The organism is Streptomyces sp. NBC_00385, assembly GCF_035917155.1.
In the GTDB taxonomy this organism is placed as follows: domain Bacteria; phylum Actinomycetota; class Actinomycetes; order Streptomycetales; family Streptomycetaceae; genus Streptomyces; species Streptomyces poriferorum.
In genome coordinates, this window is sequence record NZ_CP107951.1 from 6,827,462 (window position 1) to 6,841,719 (window position 14,258).

Sequence of the window (14,258 nt, forward strand, 5' to 3'; positions counted from 1 at the left end):
CGGGGTGCCGGGACGCTCGTCATGTCCCGCTTACCGCTGGAGCGCGGCTTTCATCATCGTCTGGGCGATCGGGGCCGCGAGTCCGTTGCCGCTGACCTCCGAAGCCGCCGAACCGGAGTCCTCCACGATCACGGCGACCGCGACCTCCTGCCCGTCGGTGTCGTCCTTCGCGTACGAGGTGAACCAGGCGTACGGGGTGTTGCTGTTGTCCACCCCGTTCTCCGCGGTGCCCGTCTTGCCGCCCACCTCGGCCCCGTCGATCCGGGCGTTGGTGCCGGTGCCCTCCTCCACCACGGTCACCATCGCGCTGCGCAGCTGTGTGGCCGTGGACGAGGACACGATCCGCTTCATGTCACCGTCCTCGAAGTCCTCCAGCGTGCCGCCGTCCGCGTCCGTCACCTTGGAGACCATGTGCGGTGCGGCCAGCTCGCCGTCGTTGGCCAGGGCCGCGGAGACCATGGCGATCTGGAGCGGCGTCGCGGTGACCTCGAACTGGCCGATGCCGCTCAGCGCCGTCTGCGCCTTGTCCATCCCGGACGGGTAGACGCTCTTCGAGGCCCGGACCGGCACATCGAGCTTCTCGGTGTTGAACCCGAACTTCTCCGCCATCGCCCGCACCTTCTCCTGGCCGAGATCGGCGGCGACCTTGCCGAAGACGTTGTTGCAGGAGTACTGCAGCGCCACGCGCAGCGTCGCGTTCTCGCAGGGGGCGGTGGCGCTCTCGTTCTTCAGGACGGTGCTGGTCCCGGGCAGCGTGTACGGGACGGGGCTCTTCGTGGGCTCGTCGACCGAGCCGTACAGCCCGTTCTCCAGCGCGGCCGCGGCCACCACCAGCTTGAACGTCGAACCCGGCGCCAGCGGCTGCCGCAGCGCACGGTTGACCAGCGGCTTGTCCGGGTCGGCGAGCAGCTTCTGCCAGGCGTCGCCGTCCGTCGTCCCGCTGATCGCGGACGGGTCGTAGGACGGGGAGGAGACCATCCCGAGGATCTGCCCGCTCTTCGGATCGATCGCGACGGCCGCGCCCTTGTCGTCGCCGAGGGCCTCGGACGCCGCCTTTTGCACCGCCGGGTCGATCGTCGTCAGCACGTTGCCGGGTGCGCTCCGCTTGCCGGTCAGCGCGTCCAGCGGGTTCTTCAGCCGGGTGTCGGTGCCGTCCAGCACATCGCTGTAGATCCCTTCGAGCTGGGTGGAGCCGTAGGCCTGTGAGCCGTATCCGGTGACGGCCGCGTACAGGCCGCCGTCCTTGTAGGTGCGCTTGTACGCGAGATCACCGCCCTCCGTCCTCTTCGATCCGGTGACCGGGGAGCCGGCCACGATGATGTCGCCGAGCGGCTGCGCGTACTGCGCGATGGTGTTCCGCCGGTTGTGGTCGTCGTCTGCGAGCGCCCGGGCCTGGTACGCCTGCACCCAGGTCGCCCGCCCCAGAAGGGCGAGGACCAGCAGCAGGGAGAAGACCGAGGCGCGCCTGATCGTCTTGTTCATCCCGCTGGAGGGACGAGCGGGACGCCGCTACGCGTTCCCGGTTGTGCCGCTTCTCACCCATTCCTCATGAATGCGGCCCCAGGGCCTCCCGTTCGGATCACGGTGGGCCCGCCGGATCAGCGGGGCGTGATGAACCCGGACTCGTACGCCGCGATGACCGCCTGCGTGCGGTCCCGGGTGCCCGTCTTCGCGAGGACGGCCGCCACATGGCTCTTCGCCGTCGCCGGGCCCACCCGAAGCCGGGCGGCGATCTCCGCGTTGGTGAGCCCGCTCGCCATCAGCCGCAGCACGTCCGCCTCCCGGTCGGTGAGCCTGGCCACCCACGGCGGCGCGGCGGCCGGCTGCCGCTTCCCGTACGCGGCGGCCAGGCCCCGTACCGCGGAGGGGAAGAGCAGCGAGTCGCTGCGGGCGACCAGCCGTACCGCCTGCACCAGGTCCTCGGCCGCCGCCCGCTTGAGCAGGAAGCCCGCCGCCCCGACGCGCAGCGCGTCGTACACGTAGGCGTCGTTCTCGAAGGTGGTGACGACGACGACGCGCGGGGCGGGATCGAGCGTGGCCAGGATCTGTTCCGTCGCCCGGATCCCGTCGGTCTCCGGCATCCGCACATCCATCAGCACCACATCGGGCCGCAGCTCGCGCACCACGGAGACTGCCTCGGCACCCGTGGACGCCTCGCCGACGACCTCCAGGCCGGCCTCCGCGTCCAGGATGACCCGCAGGGCGGTGCGGACCATGCGTTCGTCGTCGGCGAGGACGATCCGGACCGGTGTGCTCATCGCTGCTCCTGTGCGGGGGTGTGGAGGGGGAGGCGGGCGGTGAGCCGCCAGTGGCCGTCGTGTTCGCCGGCCTCGGTACGGCCGCCGAGCAGGACGGCCCGCTCAGCGATGCCGCGCAGCCCGCGGCCGCCTCCGGGGCGTACCACCGCCGGCCGTGCGGGCAGCGGACTGGTCAGGACGATCTCCAGCTCCCCGGCGGTGTGCACCGTGATCCGCAGCCGCACCGGTTCACCGCGCCCGCCGTGCCGCAGCGCGTTGCTCAGCCCTTCCTGCACGATGCGGTACGCCTCGCGGGACACCGTCCCCGGAACGCCGACCGGATCGCCGTCGGCGACGTACTGGACGGGCAACCCGCAGTGCGCGAGCAGCCCGTCCAGCGCGTCGAGCCCCGGGCCGGACGGCCGGTCCGGCGCCCCGTCCCCGGCCCCGTTGTCGTCCCGGCGCAGCAGCCCCAGCACGGTGTCGAGCTCGCCGACGGTACGCCGGGTCGTCTCCTCGATCGCGGTCAGCGCGGCCCGGACGAACTCCGGGTCGCTGTCCAGCACCCTGCGGGCCGCGCCCGCCTGGAGGGTGACGGCGCTCAGCGCGTGGCCGACCGAGTCGTGCAGTTCGCGGGCCAGCCGGTTACGGACCGCCAGTTCGGCCGCACGGCGTTCGGCGGCGGCCAGCCGGTCGTCCGGGGTCGGGCCCAACAAAACCGGCGCCCGGTTCGCCAGCAGCGCTCCGGCCGCCGCCGCGCAACCCGTCAGGGCCACCAGCATCGCGATCCCGGCGAAGGGCGCCAGGGCCAGGACCCATGTCCGGTCCAGGCCCTCGGGCAGATACAGCGCCAGGGGGTCCCGCAGGCCCGAGAAGAACGGCACTCCCATGACACCCACGGCGAACGGCACCAGCGACAGCGTCATCCCGCTGATGACGCCGCCGAGCCCCACATGGAGGGTGAACCAGGCCGCCGAACGGATCCTGGCCTGCCGGGTCCTGGCGGGCCCGTCCGCGAGCGGCCGGTCCGGCGGCAGCCCGCACAGCGCGCGCGCGACGGCCACCGAGAGCGGCCGGGCGAGCGGGACGAGCGCGGTGACCGCGGCCATCGGCAGGGCGTAGGCGAACGCGATCAGCTGGTTGACCGGCGAGCTGAAGACGTTGACGTCCGGACGGTACAGGCCGACGACCACCGTGCCGACGAGGAAGTACGGCATCAGCAGGGCGCCGCCGATGATCAGGTGCAGCCAGCGCTGCCGGGCCCGTCGGCCGAGCAGGGGCGTCACGCCCGGGGGCTCGCCGGCCGGGTCGCGGCCGCGCGCTCCGCCAGGAAGTACGCGACCGGCGTCATCACGAGTGCCCCGACCAGCATCTGGACAGCGTAGATGAGCACCATGGTGGCCGTCGGCTGATCGGCGATCTCGTCGGCATGGCTCAGCGAGGCGATGCTCATCCAGCCGCCCCAGCAGGCCGTCGCTCCGGAACCGCCCCAGGCCAGGGCGAGCGGCACCCGCAGCGACAGCGCGGAGCCGCGGCGGAAGGCGAGGAGCAGGACCCCGGCGACGGTGACGACGACGAAGAGGACGTAGACCGCTTCGAGTACCGCGGTGCCGCTGGTGCGCTCCTCGACGCGGCCCTCGTCGAGGCCGGCCGTCGAACCGGCGGCCCAGAGCAGATGCAGGGTGCCGGGTACCAGGGCGATGAGTGAGGCGGCGACGGCGGCGGCCCGCAGCACGGGAGCGGTGGGGCTGTCCGGCAGTTCGCGCAGCGTGCCCTGCCAGAGGTGGCCCCAGCGGTCCCTGGCGTACAGCGCGAACAGGGTGCCGAGGGCCAGTCCCTGGATGATGAAGCCGGTGTAGACGACGCCGAAGACCCACTCGTCCAGGAAGGGCCGGCCCACGTCACTCCTGTTGACCGTCCTCCCGCCCAGCAGCTGGACCAGGAGTTGGAGAGGATAGCCGATCATGATCGGCAGCAGCAGACCGGTGGCCACCCACATCGGCAGAGCGAGCAGCCAGGCGGGTACGCGCCGGCCCCAGGCCTGGGTGAGCAGCAGGGCGATGACCACGACCGCGCTGTCCATCAGCACCGACGCGCTGTTCGCGACGGCCATCGACGTGCGGTGGTCGAGGAGCGGGCTGCCGTCCGGGATGCCGACGTGACTGCCCGAGACCCAGGCGGCCTTGAGGACGATGTAGGGCAGGCAGGAGACGATCGCGACGCAGCGCAGCGCGGTGCGGAGGCGGTCGGTGACCGGAGCGGCGGAGGCCGGTGCGGGAGCGGATGCGAGAGGTGTCCGGGTCATGGCACCCACGTTGCCGCGCGGCGGGGCGGGGCACGTCCTGCCGGGCGACGATCCGTCTCCGCCGGACGGCGGAGACGGATCGGCTCGGCGGCTCGTGGCGGCTTGCTGCGGCGAACCGTTGCGGCGGATCAGACCAGTTCGGGCTGCAGTTCCGGCTGCCGCACCGGTGCGGGCTTCGGATCCCACTGCCGGGTGGTCCGGACATACGCGTAGATCACCGAGAGCATCGCCCCGATGAGCAGCGGGCCGAACACCCAGGCATGGGCTGCCATCTGCGTCGGTATCCAGCGGGCGGCCACCAGGATCGCGGCGAAGACCGTGCTGCCGTAGGCGACCAGCTGGATTCCGGACCGGCCCCAGCCGCGTTCGAGCGAGCGCAGGGCCGTCTCGATCGTGAGGGTGAAGATCACGCCGGTGATGATGTCGATGCCGTAGTGGTAGCCGAAGCCCAGCGTCGCGGCGAGTGTGGCGATCAGCCAGAACGTGCCCGCGTACCGCAGGAACCGGGGGCCCTTGCGGGAGTGGATGAAGATCGTGGTGGCCCACGCCGTGTGCAGGCTGGGCATGCAGTTGCGCGGGGTGAAGTCGTCGAACGGCATGTGGTGGGGGCCGCTGCGCGGCGGCAGGGTGTCGGGCCACAGGTTGGCCGCGGCCCAGTGCCCGCCGTCGGCGCCGTAGGCGAAGACCGGTCCGACCACCGGGTAGATCATGTAGATGGCCGGTCCGAGGAGGCCGATGACCAGGAAGGTGCGCACCAGATGGTGGGCCGGGAAGCGGCGTTCGTCCGCCACCTTGCGCAGCTGGTACAGGGCGACGACGACCGCGGCCACCGCGAGCTGCGTGTAGACGGAGTCGAGGAAGACCTCGCCGAACGAACCGGTGGCCCTGACCATCCGGCCCACCAGCCACGAGGGGTTGCCCAGGGCGTGGTCGGCGGTCGCCACGTACTGGTCGAGCACCAGCGGGCGGGTCTTCGAAGTGATGAGCAACCAGGTGTCGCCGGTCTTGCGTCCGGTCACCAGCAGCAGGCCAAGCCCGACACCCTTGAGCAACAGGAGGCGTTCCGCACCGGTGCGGCGGGTGACGGCGATGACCGCGCATCCCAGGATCACCCACAGCGCGCCGTTGCCGAAGGGGTGGCCGTGGGTCACCGGCGCGTCGGCGACCCAGCGCACCAACAGGATGACGAGGTCGATGCCGATCGCGGTCCCCACCGCGATGAACCGCTGCCGCCAGGTGAGCACCACCAGCATCAGGCCCATGCTGGCGTACAGCAGGAACCCCGAGGCGGGAGCGAATATCACCTCTCGCGCCTGACTGGCGATCGGTCCCGGCAGTCCGTAGTGACGCGCGGCGATTTCGAGAGCGACGAGGAATCCGAGACCCACCACCCCCGCCGTGGCCCACAGTGCTGTCTTCGGCCGACGCCAGGTACCGGGCGTGATTCCGTTGGTTATTCGCGAAAACACCCGCGATGCTATAGGTATCAAGAGTTTGGCCGATTTGTTAGATGCTGGTGGAGTACGTCGCGACATGGGTCATTTGTCGTGTCGAGTGGCGTGGTTCGCCGGTGCGGTGTGGACGATGAGGTCAATCGCCATGAATTCGAGCATGTTATCGGAGTGGTGTTCGAGGCCCCGATGGTCATGGCGGATGACGCCGCAGGCCGGCCGGCCTGCCGCGTGGGACGGGGCGGCGGTCCTCACCCGGGCAGGGTGAACAGCAGCTCGTCCGTCTCCTCGCCGCGCGCGTGCGCATAGCCGTGGTCCTCGCCCGTGACGGCGAACCCGCACTTCTCCAGGACCCGCCGCGAACCTGTGTTGTCGGCCGCGGCGCGTGCGTACAGCGGGCGTTCCGGTACGACGTCGAGCAGCGCGCGCAGCGCGGCCGTGGCCAGACCGCGGCCCCAGTGCGCGCGGTCGATCCAGTACGTGACCTGCCGGTCGTCCGGCGCCCCGTACGCGCCGGCGCTGCCGACCACCGCACCGTCCGTGAGCACCGTGCGCATCACGACCGACGGATCCGCGAGGATGCGCGCCCAGTGCGCGTCGAACGCGTGCCGGTCGGCCGGGTCCTCGCTCGTGAACGCGGCCGTACGGACCGACTCGGGGTCGGACATCCAGGCGAAGAACAACGGCAGGTCGGTGTCGCGCACCGCGCGCAGCGACACACTCACGGTCAGAGCCTCCGGGTCGCGAGGGTCAGCCGGTCCCGCGCGTCGAACAGCGCGTCCTTGACCATCTGCTCGTGCGCCGGGGTGAGCCGGGCGACCGGGACCGAGCAGCTGATGGCGTCCCGGGCCGGGGTGCGGTACGGGACCGCGACGCCGAAGCAGCGCAGCCCCAGGGTGTTCTCCTCGCGGTCCACCGCGTAGCCCTGTTCGCGGATCAGGTGCAGTTCCTCGATGAGCTTCTCCCGGTCGGTCAGGGTGTGCTCGGTCAGCGCGGGCAGCGTCTCGGGCAGCATCTTGCGGACCTGCTCGTCGCTGTGGGTGGCCAGCAGCGCCTTCCCGAGCGAGGTCGAGTGGGCGGGCAGCCGGCGGCCGACGCGGGTGAAGGGGCGCAGATAGTGCTGGGACTGGCGGGTGGCGAGGTAGACCACGTTCGTACCGTCGAGCCGGGCGAGGTGGATGGTCTCCGTGGTGTCGTCGGAGAGCCGGTCCAGGGTCGGGCGGGCGGCCGCGACGACCTCGTCGCCGTCGATGTACGAGGTGCCGACCAGCAGCGCGCGCACCCCGATCCCGTACCGCGTCCCCGTCGCGTCCGTCTCCACCCAGCCCAGCTCGACCAGCGTGCGCAGCAGCATGTAGAGGCTGGACTTGGGGTAGCCGACGGCCTCCTGCACCGCGGCGAGGGAGTGCATGCCCGGCCGCCCGGCGAAGTACTCCAGCAACTCCACCGTCCGTACCGCGGACTTGACCTGTGCCCCACCAGACTCGGCAACCGACATGCCCAACGCCCCTTCCAGCCCACTTGGGAAACCCTGCGACTTCTTGCCAACACCGAACGCCCGGAAATAGAGTCGCTTCATATTCACGATCAGGAACTCTGTTCAGAATACCGAACAACTTCTGATGTGTGGCAGTGGAGCGGAAGGAAACACGGTGGCAGCAGCACCAGTCTGGAGCGTCGACCCCCGCACCGGGAACCCGCGTGAGCAGGTTGCGGTGGAGGCTACAGCGGAGGAGGTCGACCGCGTGGTCCGGGCCGCCCACGCCGTACGGGCCTGTCTCGCGGACCGCGCCGTGCGCGCAGCGTTCCTGCGCACCGCGGCCGATCTGCTGGCCGGGTCCAGTGAACACGTGATCGAGGCCGCCGACGCCGAGACGGCGCTCGGGCCGGCCCGGCTGACCGGCGAACTGGCCCGCACCGCAGCCCAGTTGCGGGCGTTCGCGGAGGTCGTGGACGAGGGCGCGTACCTCGACATCCACATCGACCACGAGGACGCCACCCGCACCCCGCCGTGGCCCGACCTGCGGCGCTACAAGATCCCGCTCGGCGTCGTCGCCGTCTACGCGGCCAGCAACTTCCCGCTCGCCTTCTCGGTACCCGGAGGCGACACCGCCAGCGCCCTCGCGGCCGGCTGCCCGGTCGTGATCAAGGCGCACCCCGACCACCCGGCGACCTCCGAACTGTGCGCCTCGCTCCTGCGCAGGGCCGCGGCGCAGCACGGGCTGCCCGAGGACGTCGTCACCCTGGTGCACGGCTTCCAGGCGGGCGTCGAACTGGTCAGGCACCCGCTCGTCAGTGCCGCCGGCTTCACCGGCTCCATCCGCGGCGGCCGCGCCCTCTTCGACGCGGCGGCGGCACGGCCGGTCCCCATCCCCTTCCACGGCGAGCTCGGCTCCCTCAACCCCGTCGTCATCACCGAGGCGGCCGCCGCCGAGCGCGGCGAGCAGATCGGCGCGGGGCTCGGGGGCTCGATCACCATGGGCGCGGGCCAGTTCTGCACCAAGCCCGGCTTCGTCCTGGCCCCCGCGGGCGAGAGCGGCGACCGGCTGCTGAAGTCCCTCACCGGAGCGGTCAGCGACACCGAGGCCGGAGTCCTCCTCGACCACCGCATGCGCGACGCCTTCCTCGCCGGAGTGAGCGAGCGCGCCGCACTCCCGGACGTGGAGCTCCCGGTCACCCCCGGAGCGGGCGGCGAGCACACCGTCGCGGCCGGCTTCCTGACCGTACCGGCGCACCTGCTCGCCGCCGAGGGACCGCACGACGCGCTCCTGGAGGAGTGCTTCGGCCCGGTCACCGTCGTCGCCCGCTACACCTCCGAGGACGAGATCACCACGGTCCTGTCCCGGCTGCCCGGCAACCTCACCGCCACCCTCCAGATCGCCACCGAGGAGGCCGACGGCAGCGCCGCCGGACTCCTCGCCGCGCTCACCCCGCTCGCCGGACGGGTCCTGGTCAACGGCTGGCCCACCGGCGTCGCCGTCGCGCCCGCCCAGCACCACGGCGGCCCGTACCCGGCCACCACCTCCACGTCCACCTCGGTCGGCGCCACCGCCATCGAGCGCTGGCTGCGCCCGGTCACCTACCAGACCACCCCCGAGGCGCTGCTCCCGCCGGAGCTCCGCGAGGACAACCCGCAGAGCCTGCCCCGCCGCGTGGACGGACGGCGCGCATGACGCTGACCCTTCCCGAACTCCCCTTCGGCCTGGAGCCGTTCGGCCCCACCACGGGCTGGAACTACGAGGAGGGCGTACTCACCGGCCGCGCGGGCGCCCGCCAGGACCGCTTCGTGCCGCCCGGCGGCGCAGCCCTCGACACGGAGAGCGACGCACCCCGCCTCCTGGGTCCCGCCCCGGCGGGTGACTTCCAGCTGATCGCCCGGGTACGCGTCGGCTTCGCCGCCGCCTTCGACGCGGGGGTCCTCTACCTCCACGTCGGCGACCGGGAGTGGGCCAAGATCTGCCTGGAGCTCTCCCCGGACCGCCCCACCATCTGTACCGTCGTCACCCGCGGCCACTCCGACGACGTCAACTCCTTCGTCGTGGACGGCGACACCTACTGGCTGCGTCTGAGCCGCACCGGCAACGCCTTCGCCTGCCACGCCTCACCCGACGGCGAGAAGTGGACCTTCGTCCGCGTCTTCGCCCTGGGCGATCCGCAAGCGGCCGCCATGGCGTCCATCGGCTTCCTCGCCCAGTCGCCCACGGGTGAGGGCTGCGAGGTCTCCTTCGACCGGATCGAGTTCCGCCCGACGGGCCTCGCGGACCTGCGCGACGGCAGCTGACCGAAGCCGCGCCTTGATGCCCCCGTTTTCCTTCCTTGTCGGGAGGGCGGGGGCATCGGTGTGCGTGGCCCGCGTGGCCGCGCCGCCGGGACCGCACTCCTTCGGCCGTGGAACGGGCACCTGGGGCCGGTGCTCGTTCGCACCCTTTCCGGATTACTCGCGTACGGGCAAACCGTAGGACGCCGCCAGCACGCCTAGCGCCTCACTGAGCGCGGCCTGCTGGGACGGCGTGAGGCCTGCGGTGAGTTCCGCGTCGAGAACGAGCGCCGTGGTGGCGCATTCCGCGAGAAGTTCGCGCCCCTTGCCGGTGAGGCTCAGGATCTGGCGACGACGGTCGGCCGGGTCACGGAGCCGTTCGATGGCGCCCATCGATTCGAGGTGATCGGCAAGGGACACCACGAGGCTGGGCGCCACACGCATCAGTCCGGCGATCTCGAGCTGAGACGCGGCCAGCCCCGCGTCGAGGACTCCCAGCAGGCCGACATGCTTGGGCTTCAGGTCGTGCACGGCCAGAGCCCGCGCGTACTGGTCCGAGACCAGCGCGCCCAGGCTGCCGAGCCGGAAGCTCAGGGTCTCGTTCCACTTGACATCGTTCACGAACAGCATGCTACCTTCCTCAAACCATTCAGACCCTGAACGATTCGAGATGAGAATGATGATTGATCATCGCGCCGTGCAGGTCGTCTTCGCCGACCTCCAGGACAGTGTCGTGGGCCTCAGCGGCACGAACAGCCCCGAGGGCATCAGGCGCTCGGCAGGAGTGCTGGGCAAGGTCACGCAGATGCTGAACATCCCGTTCACCGTGTCGGTCGCGCCCCGTCCCGGCGGTCCCGGCGTCATGGCCGAACTTTCCCAAGCGCCGCCATTCGTACGCGGCGGACCGTGCTGCTGGGACGACCAGGCGTGGCGAGAAGCGATCGCCGCCCGGGCTCGCAGAACACTGGTCATCTGCGGTGTGACTTCGGAGATCGTGGTCCTTCACACCGCACTCGACGCCCTGGCGGGCGGCTACGACGTCATCGTTCCGGTCGACGCATGCGGCGGCATGTCGGAACGGACCGAGAACGCCGCATTCCGCCAGATAGAAGCCGCGGGTGGCACGGTGACCTCGGTGGCCGGCCTCGTCACCGGCATGGTGCGCGACTTCACCGACCCCACCGGCCGCAACGTCATCACGGCGCTGCACGGCCTGATGGGCTGACGATCGCCGCTGCGGGCCATGCCTGCCGGCCCGCGCTCCGTCCGAACCTTCGAAAGAAGCCACATGAGACTCGCACCCCATCTGCACCGCCTCGGCAACGATCTCGTGGCGTGCTACCTCGTCGACACCGACCAGGGCATCACGCTCATCGACGCCGGTCTGCCCGGTCACTGGCAGGACCTGCTGCGCGAACTCCGTTCTCTGGACAAGTCCGTCGACGACATCCGCGGCCTCGTACTGACCCACGGCGACTCCGACCACCTCGGCTTCGCCGAACACCTGCGAAGCGCCCATGGTGTCCCGGTCTTCGTGCACGCCGCCGACGCCGACCGTACCCGCACAGGCGAAAAGCCCAAGGTCGCGGTCGGTCCGATGCGTCCCGGCCCGGCGCTCCGGTTCCTCGGCTACTCCCTCCGCAAGAAGGGCCTGCGCACCCGCTACGTCGGCGAAGTCACCGAGATCGGCGACGGCGACGTCCTGGACCTGCCGGGGAGCCCCCGGATCGTGGGCATGCCGGGCCACTCCCCGGGAAGCGTGGCGGTGCATGTCCCAGTCGCCGGAGCGGTCTTCGTCGGGGACGCCCTGACCACACGGCACGTCCTCACCGGACGCCCGGGCCCCCAGCCGGCCCCCTTCACCGACGACCCGGCCGAGGCACTCGCCTCCCTCGACCGGATCGCCGGACTGCCGGCATCCTGGGTGCTCCCTGGCCACGGCGCCCCTTGGCGCACCTCGCCGGACCGAGTGAGCGCAGCGGTTCGGTCCGCAGTGGCCGACACCCGGGCATGAGCCTGTGGAGTTTCAATGCCCGAGTCAAGTCGGCGAGCGCCGTCGATCGGCTGGGCCCGAATGCTCGCATCGGGCCCAGGCTTCGAGAGCGGTGCTCCCTGCCATGGCGATCGGAAGATCGCTCTCGCACCGGACATGGTGCGCTTGGGATCGGCGGCGGGGCGTCTGTCGCGCGTTCCGTCAGAGGCGAGAGGGCAGGAGCCGCGCCAAAGGCGACCAGGTTCGATCAGCGAGCCGTTGCGCTCGTCGAACTGCGGTGCACCCCAACCGAGTTCGAGATGCTCGAGACTGCGCTGGCCGACCGGGGCCGGCCAGTGCCTGCGAAACGTGGTGATGCGGCGAGCGCTGTCATCGACCGAAGCGTGAGGTGCACGGTCGAAGCGCGGTTTCCGTGTGCGGATTCAGTGCCGGATCGTCACCACGATCTTGCCGGTGTGGGTGTTCGACTCCATCAGCCGGTGCGCGTCCGGCATCCGCTCCAGGCCGTCGAACGTGGCACCCACCACGGGAGCCAGCGCGCCGCCGCGCAGACCTGATCCGATGAAATGGGCGGCGCGGCGGCGGCCCGCCGGGTCGCCCGTCAGGCTGAGGTTGTTGTAACCGATCACGGTCAGGGGCCAGTTCATCGGCAGCACGGTCGGCCGCCCGTCCAGCCACCCGTACACGATCAGCGTCCCGTCGTGCGCCGCCGCCCCGCCCAACGTGGCCAGTCCCGGTCCGCCGATCGCGTCGAAGATCACCTCGGCGCCCTTGCCACCGGTGATGCGCTGGACCTCCTTCACCACGTCCTCGTCGTCCGTCGTGATGACATGGGCGGCCCCCGCGTCCAGCAGTTGCTGCCTCTTCGCGGCCGTACGGGTGGTGGCGATCGGGATCGCCCCGATCAGCCCGGCCACCTGAAGCGCCGCCGTGCCGACCCCGCTCGACGCCCCGGTGACCAGCACATGGTCGCCGGCCCGCAGCCCGGCCTTCTCCAGCAGAGCGCCGTAGGCGGTGGAGTACGTCAGCCAGGCGGCGGCCGCGTTCACCGCGTCGACGCCCGCGGGCCGGGGGAGTACCTGCCCGGCCGGCACGACCACGCGCTCGGCGTAGAGGCCATGCCCGCTCAGCTCCGCGTCCGTGGCGACCATCACGAGGTCGCCGGGCGCCGGCTCGCTCACCCCCGCGCCGACCGCTTCGACGACTCCGGCCGCCTCGTAGCCGTTGCGGGAGGAGGGCAGCGTCGGCGGGTAGAAGTACGTGCCCGCGCGGAAGAGCGCTTCGGCCCGGTTGAGGCCCAGCGCCTCGACCCGGATGAGAACGTCGCCGGGTCCGGGTGCGGGCAGGGCCACCTCCTCGACGGTGAGGACGTCGGGACCACCGGTGGTGTGGAAGAGAACAGCCTTGGTGGTGCTGGGCGTTGATGTGTTCGTCTCGGTCATGATGCCCACCGTACGAAGCCCTTCGGAGACGATCCATATCCCAGAAGCGCCGCTCCATGCCCAATCGTCTTCCACTGCCGCGTCCGTGGATAGGCTGACGGCATGGATGTCCTCAGCGACGTGATCACGGCCGTGCGGGCAGGGCGCCCGCATTCGTCCCGCCGCAGCAAGTACGCCCCCTGGGGCATGCGGTTTCCCGCGTCCGAGGGTGCCGGATTCCATGTGGTGCTCCAGGGTTCGGCCTGGCTGATCCCTCCCGGCGAGGCGCCCGCGGTGCGGCTCGGCGTCGGCGACGTGGTGTTCCTGGCCCATGGGCGCGGGCACGCCCTGGCCGACGACCCCGGCACGCCCCTGGCGGACGTCTTCCCCGGCCCGGACGGCACCTGGCCGACGCCCGCCGACGAGCCGCCCGCCGACGCTTCGGCTCCGGTCACACAACTGCTGTGCGGTGCCTACCAGTTGAACCGGGCACGAGCGCATCCGCTGCTCTCGCACCTGCCCGACGTGGTGCACCTCCCGGCCGGGGTCGGCGCACAGCCGGCCCTGCGCGCGGCGATCGACCTGCTCGGCGGCGAGCTCCGGACCCCGCTGCCCGGCTCCGACGCCGTGATACCCGCACTGCTCGACACCCTGCTGCTGTACATCCTGCGCACCTGGTGGCTGGGTGAGCAGGCGTCGCCCCGCGCCGACGGGCACCCGGCGGGCTGGTCCGCGGCCCTGGCCGACCCGGTGGTGTCGACAGCCCTGTCCGCCGTCCACGACGACCCGGCCCGCCCCTGGACCGTCGGGGAACTCGGAGCCCTGAGCGGTCTCTCCCGGGCGGCCTTCGCCCGCCGGTTCACCGCCCTCGTCGGAGAACCGCCGCTGACCTATCTGACCTGGTGGCGGATGACGACGGCGGGCCGGATGCTGCGGGCCGATGACGCACCCCTGCGTTCCGTCGCCCAACGAGCCGGCTACGCATCGGAGTTCGCCTTCGCCAAGGCGTTCAAGCGCGAGTACGGAATGGCGCCCGGGCAGTATCGTCGCCAGGCGGGCTGACCCGGCGACACGCAGCCGGATTCGCGTCGGCT

At 71.4% G+C, this 14,258-nt stretch carries 14 protein-coding genes; 5 read left to right on the forward strand and 9 right to left on the reverse strand.

Going from position 1 to position 14,258, the window contains the following annotated elements:
• Nucleotides 1-30: 30 nt before the first annotated feature.
• The 7 genes from OG959_RS30435 to OG959_RS30465 form a co-directional block, all read right to left on the reverse strand.
• Entirely contained in the window at nt 31-1,482 is a 1,452-nt protein-coding gene (locus OG959_RS30435; RefSeq protein ID WP_326663631.1) for a penicillin-binding transpeptidase domain-containing protein, read from the reverse strand.
• Nucleotides 1,483-1,598: 116 nt separating this feature from the next.
• The gene (locus tag OG959_RS30440; RefSeq protein ID WP_326663632.1) at nt 1,599-2,258 is read right to left on the reverse strand and encodes a response regulator transcription factor; all 660 of its coding nucleotides are present in this window, start codon (nt 2,256-2,258) and stop codon (nt 1,599-1,601) included.
• A complete protein-coding gene (locus OG959_RS30445; protein WP_326663633.1) occupies nt 2,255-3,523 on the reverse strand; it encodes a sensor histidine kinase in 1,269 nt (422 codons plus the stop codon). The genes OG959_RS30440 and OG959_RS30445 overlap by 4 nt, the downstream gene beginning before the upstream one ends.
• Complete coding sequence (locus OG959_RS30450; protein ID WP_326663635.1) at nt 3,520-4,542, reverse strand: hypothetical protein; 1,023 nt, start codon at nt 4,540-4,542, stop codon at nt 3,520-3,522. Before OG959_RS30450 ends, OG959_RS30445 begins: the two co-directional genes overlap by 4 nt.
• A gap of 128 nt (nt 4,543-4,670) precedes the next feature.
• Complete coding sequence (locus tag OG959_RS30455; protein ID WP_326666705.1) at nt 4,671-5,933, reverse strand: phosphatase PAP2 family protein; 1,263 nt, start codon at nt 5,931-5,933, stop codon at nt 4,671-4,673.
• A gap of 311 nt (nt 5,934-6,244) precedes the next feature.
• Nucleotides 6,245-6,718 (reverse strand): GNAT family N-acetyltransferase, encoded by a 474-nt coding sequence (locus OG959_RS30460; protein ID WP_326663637.1) that lies wholly within the window; start codon nt 6,716-6,718, stop codon nt 6,245-6,247.
• Between the two features lie 2 nt (nt 6,719-6,720).
• Nucleotides 6,721-7,491 carry an IclR family transcriptional regulator gene (locus OG959_RS30465; protein WP_219569419.1) on the reverse strand — a complete coding sequence of 257 codons (771 nt, stop codon included), beginning with the start codon at nt 7,489-7,491 and terminating at the stop codon, nt 6,721-6,723.
• A gap of 154 nt (nt 7,492-7,645) precedes the next feature.
• Here OG959_RS30465 and OG959_RS30470 point away from each other — a divergent pair, with 154 nt between their 5' ends.
• Both OG959_RS30470 and OG959_RS30475 read left to right on the forward strand, forming a co-directional pair.
• Nucleotides 7,646-9,166 carry an aldehyde dehydrogenase (NADP(+)) gene (locus OG959_RS30470; RefSeq protein WP_326663640.1) on the forward strand — a complete coding sequence of 507 codons (1,521 nt, stop codon included), beginning with the start codon at nt 7,646-7,648 and terminating at the stop codon, nt 9,164-9,166.
• Nucleotides 9,163-9,774 (forward strand): DUF1349 domain-containing protein, encoded by a 612-nt coding sequence (locus tag OG959_RS30475; protein WP_326663642.1) that lies wholly within the window; start codon nt 9,163-9,165, stop codon nt 9,772-9,774. Before OG959_RS30470 ends, OG959_RS30475 begins: the two co-directional genes overlap by 4 nt.
• Nucleotides 9,775-9,927: 153 nt before the next feature.
• On the opposite strand, the gene OG959_RS30480 is transcribed toward OG959_RS30475, so the two are convergent.
• Nucleotides 9,928-10,380 (reverse strand): MarR family winged helix-turn-helix transcriptional regulator, encoded by a 453-nt coding sequence (locus OG959_RS30480; protein WP_326663643.1) that lies wholly within the window; start codon nt 10,378-10,380, stop codon nt 9,928-9,930.
• Between the two features lie 40 nt (nt 10,381-10,420).
• Here OG959_RS30480 and OG959_RS30485 point away from each other — a divergent pair, with 40 nt between their 5' ends.
• Both OG959_RS30485 and OG959_RS30490 read left to right on the forward strand, forming a co-directional pair.
• Nucleotides 10,421-10,975: an isochorismatase family protein gene (locus OG959_RS30485; RefSeq protein WP_326663644.1), complete on the forward strand. Its 555-nt coding sequence runs from the start codon at nt 10,421-10,423 to the stop codon at nt 10,973-10,975.
• Between the two features lie 63 nt (nt 10,976-11,038).
• Complete coding sequence (locus OG959_RS30490; protein ID WP_326663645.1) at nt 11,039-11,764, forward strand: MBL fold metallo-hydrolase; 726 nt, start codon at nt 11,039-11,041, stop codon at nt 11,762-11,764.
• 401 nt (nt 11,765-12,165) lie between these two features.
• Here OG959_RS30490 and OG959_RS30495 read toward each other — a convergent pair whose 3' ends face one another.
• On the reverse strand, nt 12,166-13,185 hold the full coding sequence (locus OG959_RS30495) for a zinc-dependent alcohol dehydrogenase family protein (protein ID WP_326663646.1): 1,020 nt from the start codon (nt 13,183-13,185) through the stop codon (nt 12,166-12,168).
• Nucleotides 13,186-13,287: 102 nt separating this feature from the next.
• On the opposite strand from OG959_RS30495, the gene OG959_RS30500 reads away from it, so the two are divergent.
• Nucleotides 13,288-14,226, forward strand: coding sequence for an AraC family transcriptional regulator (locus OG959_RS30500; RefSeq protein WP_326663648.1), 939 nt, complete (start codon nt 13,288-13,290; stop codon nt 14,224-14,226).
• The last annotated feature ends 32 nt before the right edge of the window (nt 14,227-14,258 follow it).

What these genes read in the sequence shown, in the direction of transcription:
- OG959_RS30435 (WP_326663631.1), bottom strand. Translation starts at nt 1,482, where the DNA reads ATGAACAAGACGATCAGGCGCGCCTCGGTCTTCTCCCTGCTGCTGGTC.
- OG959_RS30440 (WP_326663632.1), bottom strand. Translation starts at nt 2,258, where the DNA reads ATGAGCACACCGGTCCGGATCGTCCTCGCCGACGACGAACGCATGGTC.
- OG959_RS30450 (WP_326663635.1), bottom strand. Translation starts at nt 4,542, where the DNA reads ATGACCCGGACACCTCTCGCATCCGCTCCCGCACCGGCCTCCGCCGCT.
- OG959_RS30465 (WP_219569419.1), bottom strand. Translation starts at nt 7,491, where the DNA reads ATGTCGGTTGCCGAGTCTGGTGGGGCACAGGTCAAGTCCGCGGTACGG.
- OG959_RS30475 (WP_326663642.1), top strand. Translation starts at nt 9,163, where the DNA reads ATGACGCTGACCCTTCCCGAACTCCCCTTCGGCCTGGAGCCGTTCGGC.
- OG959_RS30480 (WP_326663643.1), bottom strand. Translation starts at nt 10,380, where the DNA reads ATGCTGTTCGTGAACGATGTCAAGTGGAACGAGACCCTGAGCTTCCGG.
- OG959_RS30485 (WP_326663644.1), top strand. Translation starts at nt 10,421, where the DNA reads ATGAGAATGATGATTGATCATCGCGCCGTGCAGGTCGTCTTCGCCGAC.
- OG959_RS30490 (WP_326663645.1), top strand. Translation starts at nt 11,039, where the DNA reads ATGAGACTCGCACCCCATCTGCACCGCCTCGGCAACGATCTCGTGGCG.
- OG959_RS30495 (WP_326663646.1), bottom strand. Translation starts at nt 13,185, where the DNA reads ATGACCGAGACGAACACATCAACGCCCAGCACCACCAAGGCTGTTCTC.
- OG959_RS30500 (WP_326663648.1), top strand. Translation starts at nt 13,288, where the DNA reads ATGGATGTCCTCAGCGACGTGATCACGGCCGTGCGGGCAGGGCGCCCG.